Here is a 13,392-nt window from a genome sequence, read left to right as displayed (position 1 = left end):
GCCGAATGGGTGATTCCTTTGGGGCGCGGTCACGCCGCGCCGGGGCCATAAGTCTATCGGAACTGGCGGGCCGCCCTTTCCGTGCGTTGGGCAAACTTCCTATCAGGGACGATCCGGGCCAACCGCTTCCGCCCCCAGGATCGTCCGGATCGCCTCGTGGCTTTCGCGGGCCGTCTCCTCTGTCGTCTTTCGAGAACTGCGGACGAAGCTCCACCACATGATCGGCAGCGACAGGATCGTGAGCGGGTAGTACCACCACATGATCGATCCCCAGCCCCACGAGCCGGGGATCATGACGTCCAGGAAGTACCTGCCCGGCTCCACCGTCGCAATCATGGCGATGACGTAGATTATCGGAACTTTCTTCCGCCAGTGCAGCCCGAATCGGAGTCGAACGCCACCGTCGCGTGGTTCGGCCCACGCCAGCAAGTCCCGGTCGAAAGGATGGCCGAGCGCACTGGCGCGGAACAGGGCGTCGTCGGGGCCGCCGGGGGCGTATTCGGGCAGCTTGCCCCGGCGTGCCGCCTGGCCGAGCTCTTGCAAGACGGCCTCGGGCGTCCGGGAAACCGCCAGATCGGGCAGCGCATCGCCCGCGCGTTCGTCCGGCTGGAGGGGCTGTTCGGGTTGGGCGTCTCCCTCGGTCATGCTGGCCAGTGTATCGACGGATTCGGGCCGCTTCGGCACGAGATATGCACCCTCCGGCACTGCGATGGTGGAATCTGCCGGAAATGGTCATTCGTTGCGTCTCGTCGGCGACGGGCGTGGCGTGCGTGCAACGGCGTTGCCGGCACGCAACGCGGCTCGGGCGGTGGCGTCACTGGTGGGCGACGCCACGCAGCCCGAGCGGCCCAGCGAGGCCATCCGGCAGGCCGCCCGCGAGTTGGAGGTTGCGCGGGCCAACCGACAGGCGGCCTCGATCGACGCGGCCGACGCGCGGTGGGTCTTCGCCTGCCGCGTCGCCGCCAGCATGGAGGGCGGTCGCTCGGCCATCCTCCGCCCCGAGTCCCGCGATCGTCTCCTCAGCCAGGCCACGCGGCTTGGGCTGCGGCAGTTCGACGCCAACCTCGTCATCGCCATCGTCCAGGACTCGGCCCGCTGCGGGCAGGAACCGCTCGGGCTCGCCACGGCCGAGCGACTCCCGCTCATCCGCCAGGCCCACACGCCCAACCCGGCATCGCTGCCGGTCATGGCCCGCTTCGCGATCGCGATGATGGTGGGCGTCGTGCTGGCGGCGACCATGGTCCGATGGGTGCTTTCCTGAATCCTGCATTGACGCTCGCCGGCATCGCACGCGGCAGGCCGTAGCCTCCTCACCGGAAGGAGGCACCCATGCCCGCAACGACCGAAGGACCGATCAAGGCCGGCCGAAAAGCACCCGCGTTCAAGCTGAAGGACCAGGACGGCCAGACCCACGCGCTCTCCGATTACGCCGGCAAGCCGCTGGTGCTGTTCTTCTATCCGAAGGACTCGACGAGTGGCTGCACGCAGGAGGCTTGCGACTTCCGCGATCAGCTCCCCGCGTTCGAGGAGCTCGGCGCGACGGTCCTTGGCATCAGCATCCTTGACACGAAGAGCAAAGCGAAGTTCGCCTCCAAGAACGATCTCAACTTCCCGCTGCTGGCCGACGATCGCGAGAACGACGAAGGCAAGCCCGACCCCGTCGTCGCGCAGAAGTACGGCGTGTGGGTCGAGAAGAGCATGTACGGCCGAACGTACATGGGCATCGAGCGCACGACCTTCCTGATCGACGCGAACGGCAAGGTCGCGCAGGTCTGGAGCAAGGTCAAGGTGCCCGGCCACGTCGACGACGTTGCCGGAGCGCTTCGCGAACTCGACTGATCACCGACGCCGGCGGCCCGCCATCATCCCTCCCAGGCCGAGGAGTACGAGTGCCCCCGGGGCCGGGACCTGCTGCACGACGATCACCACCCCACCGGGCGTGAAGAGGACGTCGACGTCTCCCTCGAGGCCGAGGCCCCGGAGCTCGATGTCGCGGAACTGACCGTCGAGGCTGTCGGCAAGGATGATCTCAAACTGATCGCCCGGCTGCACCGGCGGCTCCCCCGAGAAGGGGGAAAACTCCAGCTGCAGCACGCCGTCGAGGAATGCGCCGCCGCGGATCTCGAGCACGTCGTGATCGATGCCCGGCGTGCGTCCCTCGATCTCGATGAGCAGCGTGCCGTCGAATCCCTGCTGGAAGAAGTGCGTTCCGGTAGGGTTCTCGGTGACCAGCACGCCCGGGGAGTTCCCGGGGCTGACCAAGCCGTTGTTGGTGAACAGCGCGGCCTGGATGGTTCCGTTGCCTTCGACAACGCCGAGGTTGTTCTCCACCGTGGCGGATCGAACGATCCCGCCGTTGAACACGGTGATCTGTCCCGTGTTGGTCAGCGAGCCCGTCGCGGTGATCGTCGAGCCCACGCCGTCCGCCTCGAGGACGCCCTCGTTGGCCAGCCCGCTGGTGGGCGAGAACGAGATGTCGGCGCCACCCTCGGCACGCGCGAGGCCTTGGTTCGTCTCGACGGCCGAGAACTGCGGGAACGCCGAATCTGGCCCGCGGAAGATCACGTCGGCCTGGTTCGTATCGAGCGTCGTGCCCGACAGATCCAGCGTCGCTGCGTCGAAGATGTCGTAGGTCGCCGGGCCGAGCGTGCCCGCGCTGGGCAGGATCGGATTGGTGATCTCGAGGGTGCCGTCCTCGACGACAACGGTGCCGGTGTTGACGAAGCCCACGTCCTCGATGAGCGTCAACCCCGCCGACTGCTTCGCGAAAACGCCGTCGTTGATGATGCGTGCGGTGCCATCGCCGCCGAAGTCGCCGCTGCTCTCGATCGTGAACGAGCTGCCGTCCATGATCTCGAAGACGGTCGTTCCCGTCAGCAGGATGTCGCCCGTGCCGGTCTTGCGACCCACGGAGCCCACGTGGCACAATGGCGTGTCGTCGATTTCCGCAACGAGGTCGCCGGTGAAGAGCAGCGTGCCCTCGCTCATGAGCTCCGAGATCGCCCGTGCCGTGCCGTCGCCGAACTCCAGCTCGGTACGAACGACGATGGTGCCCGTGCCGCCGCCGTCGATCGTGGCGTCGGTGCTGGTGAACCTCAGGCTGTCAAGATCAATGGCGGCACCGAGCGAGATCGTGTACGCGCCGCCCGAGTCGAATTCGATGATGGCCCGGTACAGGTCCGGGCCCCGCGCCGTCGGGAAGTCGGGTGACGACCACCGAGCCGCGTCGGACCAAGTGCCCGACGTGTCATCAATCCACGTTGCATCGATGACCTGCCCCACGCATGCATGGACGCACGCGCCAAGGACACCCATGGAAACAACCACACGGGGAAGGCCCAGAGTCGCCATGTTCTCTCCTCTCGCCGCGACCGCGGCGTGTCTCTCTGGGTGCAAGATATCAGAATGCGAACGGTGACTCAAGGCCATTCGCAATGTTTGAAAAGATCAGCCGGACGAAAGCTTGTCCCGTACGGCTTTGATACGGGCGTCGATGGTCGTGAGATCACCGTTATCGGTACTCATGCCGGCCTGCTGCTGCTGCTCGATGTAGCCGCGGGCCCGCTCGAAGGCAGCGAGGGCTTCGCGGAGCGTCGTCTCCTCCCCGGTCTCGTCGGCCTGGCCTTCCCTGAACACCCCGACGTAGTACCAGCCCACCATCGCGTCGTTCAGGTGCTGGCCCGTGGGGTCCGTGTCGGCGAGCATGTCTCGAACGCCGGCCGACTCGACGAAGTCCTGCTCGGCCTGCCGAGACTCTTCGAGCGCATCGAGCGCTCTGGCGCGCTTGTTCAGCAGGTGGGCGAGCGTGCGATGGAACGCGACGTCCGAATCGTCGGCGTTGATCGAGCGTCGGATGATGTCGATGCCATCGGTGAGGATGGCCACCGCATCGCGCCTCGCGATGCGCGCCTGCTCAAGAGGCTCTGCCGCATCCTCGCCGGCCGCCTCGCCCGCCATCGCCTCGTACAGGCGGGCCCGCTGCCGGAGCGCCTGTCCCCATGCGTCGTAGGCAACGCCCATGTCGGAGGGATAGACGCCGTTCGCCGGTTCGGCCTCGGCGAGTGACTGCAGCGTGTCGTTCGCACTCGCGAGCAGCGCGACGGCGCGGTCGATCGCCTCCAGGCCCCGGTCCGCTTGCCCGGGATCGGCGATCGACGCCTCGCTGGCGCGGATGCGCATGAGCGCGAGCCGCACCTGCGCACGCGAAGCGCCCAGCCTGGCTCGGTTCCGTTGCAGCCCTTCCAGTTGGCTCGAGAGTCGATCGAAGGAGGTCCGGCCGCGCTCGTACGTCGATTCCGCCCGGGCATTGAGCCGCGAGCGCTGGTCCGCATCGTCGCTGCGTAGCGCCTGCCCGATGAGCGAGTTGCCAAGCTCGAGTAGCGCGTCGGCATGGGCGAGCCTGAGCTTGCCAAGCAGTTCGTCGGTATCGGGCGGCGCGTCGATGGCCTTGTCGAAGGCGGCGAGTGACTGCTCGTACAGCTCGACCGAGCGCTCGAATTCACGCATGAGCCGGGCCGCGTGCCCCAGGTGCGTCAGCGCATCAGCACGCAGGTGCATCGCCGTGACCGAACCAGGCTCGTCGGCCAACACCGCGTCGGCGAGCGAGAGCGCCGAGGCATACAGCGCCTGGCCTTCCTCCGGCTTGCCGATGCGGTGCAGGTCTCGGCGGCCGGCATAGAGATCGCCCAACCGGAGCCGCCCCCGGCCGATCTGGAGCGTGCGCACCGGATCGCCCCGCACGTCGTCCTCGAATTGATCGAGGGCTGCGACCGCCCGCTCGGCGAGCGAGAGCTTCGCCGGGGTGCCGCCACGCAGGTTGACCACCGCGTCGTAGAACACCGTGGTCATGGTCTCGGTCAGGTCGAAGACCGCCGCGAGGCGAGCCTCGGCCCGGGCGCGCTGCTCCGCTTCGGCCTCCAGCAATCGCTGGGCCTCGACCGTCTTCTCTTCGGCCACGCCGCGCGCTGCTTCCGCGTCGCTGTACAGCACCGAGACGACCACCGCGAAGACGACGAGCGCCGCCAGCCCGCCCGCCCCGAGGGCCACCGGCACGCGGTACCGCTTCAGCGTCTTGGAGATGACATACCAGCCGCTGTCGCGCTTGGCCTCGATCGGCTGGCCGTCGAGGAACCGGTGCACGTCGCGGCCGAGTTCGCCCGCACTCTGATAGCGGCGCTCGCGCTGCTTGGCCAGCGCCTTGAGCACGATCGTCTCGACCTCGTCGTTGATCTTGCGGCGGATCGTGCTGGGCCGGGCGGGCTCGACGCGGACGATGTTGTCCAGCACGTCGCGCATGTTGCCCAGCACTTCGTACGGGAAGCGGTTCGTCAGGAGCTGGTACAGGATGACGCCCAGCGAGTACACGTCGGTGCGAACGTCGATGTTCGTGGGCGACCCGTCGGCCTGCTCGGGGCTCGCCCACGGCAGCGAGCCGATGAACTGCCCGGTCATGCTCATGAGCCGGCCGCTGCCCTCGGCGTCGAGGTCCGGGATGGCCAGCTTCGCGAGACCGAAGTCGACGACGATGGGCTCGCCGTGCTTATCGATGCGGATGTTGCTGGGCTTCAGGTCGCGGTGGATGACGCCCTTGAGGTGGGCCGCCGCGACGGCGTCGCAGATCTTGGCGAAGAGCCGGAGCGACTCGCGGATGGGGAGCTGGCCCTCCTCCATCAGGCGATCGAGCGGCTTCCCGCTGATGTAATCCATTACGTAGAAGCACGAGCCATCCGTCGTCACGCCGCTGTCGTGAATGCCCACGATGTTGGGGTGGTCGAGCTGGCCCAGCACCTGGACCTCGCGCTCGAACCGCGCGCGGCCCGACGAGCCCATGAACGGGCCCGAGTGCATGACCTTGATCGCCACGTGTCGCCGCGTGCTGAGCTGCACGGCCTGGTACACCACGCCCTGTCCGCCGCGGTGGATCTCGCGCACGATGTCGTAGCCGGGGAACGCCCCGTGCGGCGGCAGCGGCGCGCCCTCGAACCATGCCTGCGTCGACTCGGGCCAGCCGCTCGCGGGCTCGGCGCCCTCTAACGCGGCCTCGATGAGCCGACGCTCGGCGCTCGAACTTTCGTCCGGCTGGCGCGCGGCGTCGTCGGGGGTTGGCGGCCCCTGATCGCTTCCCTGGTTCGGCGTCTCGTCCATGCAGCAGCGTCCGTCGTGAGTGGGGTGTCAACCGCCCGGGCGGGAGAAGTACTGCTCTTCGTCGCCCATGGCCTCGCGGAGCCGGTCGTGTGCGCGAGCGCGGAGCATGAAGATGGCCCCGGTCGACCGGCCCATTTCTTTGGCCACTTCCTCCACCGGATGCCCGGCGAGGTCGTACAGCCGGATGACCTTGGCGTAGTCGGCCGGAAGCGTTGCGAGCATGCGCTCCATCGCCATGACTGCCTCGCCGCGCGCGACGAATCGCGAGGGCGTGGCCTTGCTATCGCCCGCCAGCACATCAATGAGCGTGGCCGCCGAGTCGTCGGCGTTCCGCGGCGAGTGCGCGCGCTTGGCAGGGTCGGGCCGCTTGGCCGCGTGGGCCGAGCGGATGGCGTCGAGCAGGTTGTTCTCGGCCACGCGCGAGACCCAGGCGCGGAAGCCGCTCATGCCGCCGGTCTTGAACTGCGACATGCGCCCGACGACCTCGATGTAGGTCACCTGCAGCACGTCGTCGGCCTCGATGGTCACCCGGAGCTGTGGCGGGATCTTGCCCTCCAGCCTCCCACGCAGCATGGGCGCGCAGTCCTCCAGCAGGTCGATGATCGCGGCGCGGTCGCCCTTCATCGCTCGCGCAAGCAGCGCTTCGCACGGGTCCGCCGCCGCATCGCCCGAACCGTCCCGGTCCGATTGGTCCTGGATCATGGTCGATTCCCCCCGGAGCCTCCTGCCCAGGGGATTGTAACCGACGGCTTCGCGTTTCCCCCCGTGTTCGGGTGCCCGAACACGGGCTGCTCGCCCGTCGGCCTGTCGAGAGGGAGTGGCCATCATCCTCCGTCCAGCGCAGGCGAGGCCTCCGACTCACGCGCGGGCCCAGACTTCGTCCAGCTTTCGGGCAAGATCGCGGGAAGCAACGCCAGGATGGCCACGCCGCCCACCGCCACGCACGCCCCCAGCACGGCCCGGGGCGAGACCCGGTCGCCGCTCCAGGCCACCATCGGCAGGATCATCACCGGCGCCAATGAGCACAGCGTCTGGGCGACCGCCACGGGCGTCAGGTCGGCCGTCACCAGGCTCATCCACATGCCCAGGAACGGGCCGACGAATGCCCCGAGGGCCGTGAAGGCCAGCCCGATCTTCAGCGTGCGGGGCGGGATCTTGGGCGCGTTGCGCCCGGCCTGGAACCGCCAACGGGCGATCAGTACGGGCGTCATGCACACGATCGCAACCGCGATGCGCACCTGCGTGGCCGGAAGCGGGCCCAGGTGATCCTCGGGCTCGAGCCAGCCGTGGCCCATGCCGGCCTTGCTGATGAGCAGCCCGCCGCCCTGGCACATCGAGCCGACCAGGGCCAGCACGATGCCGCGCACGCGGTGGGGGTGGGCCCGTTCGTCGGCCTTCATCGTCGGACGTTCCATGATGACCCATGCCACGCCCGCGATGGTGACGGCGATGCCCACCAGGGCCGGCCAGGCCAGCGACTCGCCCAGCACCAGCCACCCCAGCACGGCCGCCCAGATCGGGGCCGTGCTCATCATGAGCAGGCTCAGACGCGGGCCGATGTCGACGAACGCGGTAAACAGCGCCTGGTCGCCGATGACGATGCCCACCAGCGACGACGCCGCCAGCAGGATGAACTGCCGATCGCTCAGGACGGGCCACGGCTCGCCCGTCGTGATCCACACCATGCCCGTGAGCAGCAGGATGGCCACGTACAGCCGCAGCCCGTTGACCAGCGTGGGCCCGATCCGCCGCCCGCCCGCGGCAAAGCACAGGCTCGTCAGCGCCCACAGCAGGCTGGTGACGAGCCCGGCTGCGAAGCCGGCGTAAAAGGTGGGGTCCAAGGGGGGGAACTCCGGCGGTGGGGCGGCGGAACGCGAATCCGGAGCATAGAACAGGAGGCCCGGATCAGACCTCGGTCTTCACGCTTGCGCAGGGAGAATGCATGCCAGCTCACACACGCGTTGCGGTCTTGGCAGTCTTCACGTTGATCGGGCTCGCTTCCGGCGGCTGTGGCGTGTTCAGTCCGCTAGGGCCGACGATCAAGCCCAAAATGCCTTACGAGACGTTTTCCCAGCTCGACCAATACGAGCAGGTCAAGGTCTTCAATGGAGCGACCGGAGATCCAATCGATGTGATGGAGTTGTTCGACGCCGCTCAGAGTGGCGACGTCGTCGTCTTTGGCGAGCTCCACGGCCACCCCGTCGGCCTGCCCGTTGCCGCTGCCATCTGGAAGGACATGCTTAGCGTCCGCGACCGCGATGAGACGCCCGCCCTGCTCCTCGAGTTCTTCGAGCGTGACCAGCAGCTCGCCATCGACGAGTACCTCGCCGGCATGATCGAGGAGGAAGACTTCGTCAAGCAGGCCGGCCGAAGCGCGTCGAACTTTCCCGACGCCCACCAGGCGATGTTCGAATCGACGAAAGACGCCGGCGGGGTCGTGATCGCCGCCAACGCCCCGCGCCGCTACGTTCGCCTTGCGCGCACGGATGGCTACGACCGCCTCCGCGCCATGACGCCCGCGCAACGCGCTATGTTCGAGCTGCCTCCGACCGAAGAAGGCCCCGACGCCTACCGCGAACGCTTCAACGAAATCATGGGCGGCATGCGTTCGAGCGACGAATCGGGCAAGGCCCAGCCCGGCATGAGCGTGCCAGACTTCTTGCGCGCCCAGCTCGTGTGGGACGCGACCATGGCCGACAGCGTGGCCGACGCGCTGCGGGCCGGGCACGAGCCGGTGGCGCTGGTCATCGGCCGCTTCCACGTCGCGTTCGACGGCGCCACCGTCGAGTACCTCAAGCAGCAGCGCCCGGGCGCCGACGTGCTCACGATCGTCATGGTCGACCGCTGGAGCGAGGAACTGGCAGACGAGGACAGGGGTCGCGGCGACATCGTGGTCTACGTCGGGCCGAGCGAGCCCGAGGGCGAAGACTCGTAGGCCCTAGGTCCTGGCGAGCGCCTCGGCGACGACCTCGATCAGCGTCTCGGGCTCGGGCATCCGCCCCGGCCCGACGTGGCGGCACGCCTGCCAGCCGCTCTCGGCGTCGAGCACGTGGTACCCGTCGTCGCGCAGTTGCCGGAGGTTGCGCTGCGTGCTCGGCTGGGCAAGCATCACGCTGTTCATCGAGGGCGCGAGCAGCACCTGGACCTTCGCGCGATCCATCGCGCTGAGGATGAGGGTCACCGGATCGCTCGCGTGGCCGTGCGCCAGCCGAGCGAGGCAGTCCATCGTGCACGGCGCGACCAGCGCCACCTCGCAGCGGTCGGCCAGGTTCACGTGCTGCACGTCGCCCGGGTCGTGATGGTCCCAGATGCCAGTGACGACCGGATGCCCGCTGAGGGCCTCGAAAGTGAGCGGCGGGACGAAGCGCGTGGCGGCCTCGGTCATCGCGACGCGCACGTCGCAGCCGCGCTGGCTCAGCCTGCTGACGACCGTGGCAGTCTTGTACGCAGCGATGCCCCCGGTCACGCCGATGAACACGCGGCGGCCGGTCAGGTCAGGGGTCGGCTGGCTGGTCATCGCGAGGGAGCGTTAGAGCAGGGCTTCCTGCGAGCGCGTCGGGGCCGGGGGCAGTTCCTCGGCGGCCTGCGGCTCGGCGAACTCGAGCGTGATCTTGTCCTGCATGATCTCTTCGATCACCACTTCGAGGTCGCTGCGGCCGTTGCGATCCACGAGCGGGCGCGAGCCGTCGAGCAGCTCGACGAGGCGGCGCTGGATGAGCACGGTCAGCTTGAATCGGCCGCCGACCTTGGAGGCGATCTCGTTGCTCTTGAGGGCTTCGATCATGGGGGTTGGGGGCTCCCGATGGCATGCGAGCAGCACGCGCCCGGTTCGCCGGACGGTGCGGGATGTCGTTGGGGTCGATCACAATGATAGGCCCGCCCGCGGGCGCTCTGGGCCGCTACCATCGGCCCCCAGACCCACTGGGTCGACCCAAGGCGAGGAGGGCAAGGGGTGTCCAGCAGCGTGGCAGAAGTGAAGAAGGGCGACCGGGTCCGCCTGGCGACCCGTCCAGAGTGGGGCCACGGCGAGGTCCTGTCGATCATCTCGACTATCGTCGACGGCGAGCCGACCCGCAAGGTCCGCATCCGCTTCGCGCGGGCGGGCGTCCGCGAGGTCATCGATTCGCCCGCGCTGGCCGCGACCGCCGACGGCCCGGTCAACCTCCAGCCCGCCGCCCTCCAGGCCAAGATGGTCGCCCTGCCCGAGCCCATCCGCGATGCGCTTCGGCCGCTCGAGGACCGATTCAAGGACACGGGGGCCCTCTTCCGCTTCAATGGGCGCGGCGGCTCGCTCGTCGACTGGGCGGCGATGCAGACGGGGCTGGTCGATCCGTTATCGGAGCTGCCCCGCCACGAGATCGAGGACAGCTTCGCCCGCTTCCGTCGCGGCCTGGAGGAACACCTCCGCGAGTTGGGCCGCCAGATGAAGCGCGAGAACGAGGCCGAGTTCCGCCGGATCGCGTTGTCGATGCCCAACGACGCCCAGGACGTGTTGCGCGGACGCAACGTCCGGCGTTGACACCGCACCACGGCCCCCACGAGCCCGCGGAATCGCCCAGCTTTCCCGATCGAAATAGACGGACCGAGAACTGCCCTGGCGAAGCGCTGGGGCGGTTTTTACAGGACAAAGCGCAAGAGATGCCTGGTCGGACGCCGGCGTGTGGCACGCCGGCGCGGCGGTTGTATCTGTTCCTGGCACAGGCCGCGGGGGCGGACCACAACCTGAGACTCGATCGACGGAGGACACCATGAACGATCGCGACTTCCACGCCCGCCTGGGCGAGCTTCTGACGAAGATCAACGACATGCCCCAGGGCGAGCGCGATCGCCTCCGCAAGCTCGCCGACGAGACCAAGACCCGCCACGATCGGGTGAAGAAGGCCATCGGCGAGATGCAGGAGTCCCTCGACTACCTCCGCCTCAGCGTGAAGTACCTCGTGTTCGATCTCGAGGCCACCCGCCGCGAGAACCGCTACCTGCGCGACATGCTGGCCCGTTCGGCCGGCGAAGAGTCGGGCGAGTAAGCCCCAGCCAGCGACGAGAGACGTGCCCTTCGCCGAGAGGCGGACCGGCGCCTTGTGTCCTCCGCACGCCCGGCCCAGACGTGGGACGGGCGTGCTCCATTGGTGCCGGGAAACGCTGCCTGCTCAGGCCTTTCGATAGCCCGCGAGCCTGCGATCGGGCAGGGGCGTGAATGCCTGTTGCTCGGGTGGCAGGATCTCGGTCTCGCCGACGAGCAGCACGCCGTCGTCTGCAAGCACCTCGTGGAACATCCCGAGAATGCCCGCACGCGAGCGCTCGTCGAAGCCGCCGAGCGTGTCGCGGCACACGATGGCGTCCCACCGGCCGTGCCGGCCGATGCCCGCCCGATCACGGAGGTCGATGGCCTCGAAGCCGAGCATCTGCGTGATCTCGTCGCTGACCGCGTACCGACCCTCGTGCTGCGAGAAGTAGCGCAGCCTCATGACCTCTGGCACGGACTGCACGCCATCGGCGTCGAAGACGCCTCGCTCGGCGACGTCGATGCTCTGCCGGTGCAGGTCGCAGCCGTAGATCTCCACGCACCAGTCCATGATGCGGACGCCCAGCGTGCGGTGGATGATCATCGCCAGCGTGTAGGCGTCTCGGCCCGTCCCGCAGGCGGCACAGAAGATCCGAAGGCGACGAGTGTCGCGGCGCGATTCGAGCATCTGCGGCAGCAGCGAGGCCTCGAAGGTGCCGAGCTGCTGCTCGTGGCCGAAGAACGAGTCATCGCTCGGGCTGAGGCGCGGAAGGAGCGACTGGAACTCGTCGTTGCGCAGCGGGCCCGTCGTCAGCAGCGTGAGGTACTGGGCGAAGCTCTCGAGCCCGAGCTCGTCGACGCGCGCCAGCAACGAGGGCGTCAGCTCCGTCTGCCGGTTGATGGCGAGGACCAGGCCCGAGCGATCGGCGACGAGCTCGGCCAGGGCCTGGAACTGTTCGCCCGTGATCGTGGCCCTGGCCTGTGCGGCTACTGGCGTCTGCGACATGCAACGAGCCCTCCGTCGGCCGACATCGCGGACCGATATCCAAGCATCGGCCGGATCGCGGCCGAGTTTCATCTGAACGGGTCGTGCTGGTCGTATCGGTGCGGCGGCTATCGGACGCGCCGCCGAGCGGGAATGAATGCCCAGGAGAGGACTCGAACCTCCACCCTGTTTCCAGGACTACCACCTCAAGGTAGCGCGTCTGCCAGTTCCGCCACCTGGGCGTGGGGCGAGGCCGGGAAACCCGGCGCGGGGTGAGGATAGCGGGCAGGCCGCCCGCTGTCGAGCGTACGATCGCGCCGCGGGACGACCAGAGGCCCGCGAGAGACCCGCATTCCACACCCGGAGGGCCCATGCCTCAGCCTGGATCGACGTCGAGTTCCGCGCCGCCCGCCTTCTCCGCGCTGCTGGAGAACCTCCGTGCGCGAGCCAATGAGGCGGGCGTCTTCGCGTCGTGCCAGATCATCAACAACCGGCTCGACTGCCTGGCCGATGGGTCGGCCGAGGAGGCGTACTACCGCGTGCGGTGGGACGGCGGTCGCGTGTGGGTGGCGCTCGAGATGGCCGACCGCTGGCAGAGCGAGTCGATCGAGGCCGATCTGGTTCACACGGGTGACAAGCTGGACGAGTTGATCGAAGAGGAGATGGTCGACCTGGGCTACGAGGGCCCGCGTCCGACGTTCGAGCACTTCCGCTCGGACGACATGCTGTTCACGTTTCGCTCGCCGGTCGACGTCTCGGCCGAAGCGCTCGACTCGGACGCGAGCGCTCAGGCTGCCGCCTACCTGCTGCTTGGATACGAGGCGTGCTTCCGCCAGCTCGGCGACATGGACGCCGACAACGCCGAAGACTGATCGACCTGGTAGCGATCTTGCGGCCTACGACAGCCCGACCTGGCCGCCGTCCTTGATGAATTCTTCGATGTCCTGCTGAAGCCGCTGGTTGATCTCGTTGACTTCTTCTTGGGTCAACGGGGCCTCGCGCTGGGCGACCTTCGCGTTCTGTCCCGATGCGAAAGGCCAGGGCAGCACGCCGGCTTGCATGGCGAAGAAGACGCCCGCAAGCAGGAGCATGCTTGCCGCCGCAGAAACCTTCAGCACCCGCGGATCGAGACCCTTTGGCCTTGGCGTCTTGCGGTTGGAATCAAAGTCGATGCCATCGAGCAGCGAAGCCATGCGTCACCTCCTCGGTACGCCGGGTAGCGCACCGCCTGCTTGTCCGTTAAGCCTTGGCCGGATCAGGA

Annotated in this window: 15 protein-coding genes and 1 tRNA gene; 6 read left to right on the top strand and 10 right to left on the bottom strand. The window is 68.2% G+C overall.

What is annotated here, in order from left to right:
• Positions 1-102: 102 nt before the first annotated feature.
• Positions 103-645, bottom strand: a complete 543-nt coding sequence (locus RIA68_10155; GenBank protein ID MEQ8317807.1) for a hypothetical protein — start codon at positions 643-645, stop codon at positions 103-105.
• Between the two features lie 94 nt (positions 646-739).
• Between RIA68_10155 and RIA68_10150 the strand changes: the two genes are divergently transcribed.
• Entirely contained in the window at positions 740-1,261 is a 522-nt protein-coding gene (locus tag RIA68_10150; protein ID MEQ8317806.1) for a hypothetical protein, read from the top strand.
• 68 nt (positions 1,262-1,329) lie between these two features.
• Positions 1,330-1,839, top strand: a complete 510-nt coding sequence (gene bcp, locus RIA68_10145; protein ID MEQ8317805.1) for a thioredoxin-dependent thiol peroxidase — start codon at positions 1,330-1,332, stop codon at positions 1,837-1,839.
• On the opposite strand, the gene RIA68_10140 is transcribed toward bcp, so the two are convergent.
• From RIA68_10140 to RIA68_10125, 4 genes are all read right to left on the bottom strand, one after another.
• Positions 1,840-3,351 (bottom strand): PEP-CTERM sorting domain-containing protein, encoded by a 1,512-nt coding sequence (locus RIA68_10140; protein MEQ8317804.1) that lies wholly within the window; start codon positions 3,349-3,351, stop codon positions 1,840-1,842. It lies immediately after the preceding gene.
• Positions 3,352-3,447: 96 nt separating this feature from the next.
• Complete coding sequence (locus tag RIA68_10135) at positions 3,448-6,144, bottom strand: protein kinase (protein MEQ8317803.1); 2,697 nt, start codon at positions 6,142-6,144, stop codon at positions 3,448-3,450.
• A 27-nt stretch (positions 6,145-6,171) separates the two neighbouring features.
• On the bottom strand, positions 6,172-6,846 hold the full coding sequence (locus RIA68_10130) for an RNA polymerase sigma factor (GenBank protein ID MEQ8317802.1): 675 nt from the start codon (positions 6,844-6,846) through the stop codon (positions 6,172-6,174).
• A 122-nt stretch (positions 6,847-6,968) separates the two neighbouring features.
• Complete coding sequence (locus tag RIA68_10125) at positions 6,969-7,985, bottom strand: DMT family transporter (protein MEQ8317801.1); 1,017 nt, start codon at positions 7,983-7,985, stop codon at positions 6,969-6,971.
• Positions 7,986-8,194: 209 nt separating this feature from the next.
• Between RIA68_10125 and RIA68_10120 the strand changes: the two genes are divergently transcribed.
• On the top strand, positions 8,195-9,079 hold the full coding sequence (locus tag RIA68_10120; protein ID MEQ8317800.1) for a ChaN family lipoprotein: 885 nt from the start codon (positions 8,195-8,197) through the stop codon (positions 9,077-9,079).
• Between the two features lie 3 nt (positions 9,080-9,082).
• Here the strand turns inward: RIA68_10120 and RIA68_10115 are convergent, their stop codons facing one another.
• Together RIA68_10115 and RIA68_10110 are read right to left on the bottom strand one after the other, a co-directional pair.
• Entirely contained in the window at positions 9,083-9,661 is a 579-nt protein-coding gene (locus RIA68_10115; GenBank protein ID MEQ8317799.1) for a flavoprotein, read from the bottom strand.
• A gap of 12 nt (positions 9,662-9,673) precedes the next feature.
• The gene (locus tag RIA68_10110) at positions 9,674-9,928 is read right to left on the bottom strand and encodes a hypothetical protein (GenBank protein MEQ8317798.1); all 255 of its coding nucleotides are present in this window, start codon (positions 9,926-9,928) and stop codon (positions 9,674-9,676) included.
• A 168-nt stretch (positions 9,929-10,096) separates the two neighbouring features.
• On the opposite strand from RIA68_10110, the gene RIA68_10105 reads away from it, so the two are divergent.
• Positions 10,097-10,663: a DUF3553 domain-containing protein gene (locus RIA68_10105; protein MEQ8317797.1), complete on the top strand. Its 567-nt coding sequence runs from the start codon at positions 10,097-10,099 to the stop codon at positions 10,661-10,663.
• 229 nt (positions 10,664-10,892) lie between these two features.
• A complete protein-coding gene (locus RIA68_10100) occupies positions 10,893-11,168 on the top strand; it encodes a hypothetical protein (GenBank protein ID MEQ8317796.1) in 276 nt (91 codons plus the stop codon).
• 123 nt (positions 11,169-11,291) lie between these two features.
• On the opposite strand, the gene RIA68_10095 is transcribed toward RIA68_10100, so the two are convergent.
• Together RIA68_10095 and RIA68_10090 are read right to left on the bottom strand one after the other, a co-directional pair.
• Positions 11,292-12,152 (bottom strand): CheR family methyltransferase, encoded by an 861-nt coding sequence (locus tag RIA68_10095; protein MEQ8317795.1) that lies wholly within the window; start codon positions 12,150-12,152, stop codon positions 11,292-11,294.
• A 137-nt stretch (positions 12,153-12,289) separates the two neighbouring features.
• Positions 12,290-12,373 (bottom strand) — tRNA-Leu (locus RIA68_10090).
• Positions 12,374-12,502: 129 nt separating this feature from the next.
• On the opposite strand from RIA68_10090, the gene RIA68_10085 reads away from it, so the two are divergent.
• The gene (locus RIA68_10085; GenBank protein ID MEQ8317794.1) at positions 12,503-13,003 is read left to right on the top strand and encodes a hypothetical protein; all 501 of its coding nucleotides are present in this window, start codon (positions 12,503-12,505) and stop codon (positions 13,001-13,003) included.
• A 24-nt stretch (positions 13,004-13,027) separates the two neighbouring features.
• On the opposite strand, the gene RIA68_10080 is transcribed toward RIA68_10085, so the two are convergent.
• On the bottom strand, positions 13,028-13,324 hold the full coding sequence (locus tag RIA68_10080; GenBank protein ID MEQ8317793.1) for a hypothetical protein: 297 nt from the start codon (positions 13,322-13,324) through the stop codon (positions 13,028-13,030).
• Positions 13,325-13,392 lie beyond the last annotated feature (68 nt).

The organism is Phycisphaerales bacterium (assembly GCA_040217175.1).
Taxonomy (GTDB): Bacteria; Planctomycetota; Phycisphaerae; order Phycisphaerales; family UBA1924; genus JAHCJI01.
Note: the sequence above shows the minus strand (reverse complement) of the source record. Positions and strands in the feature narration are given on the sequence as shown.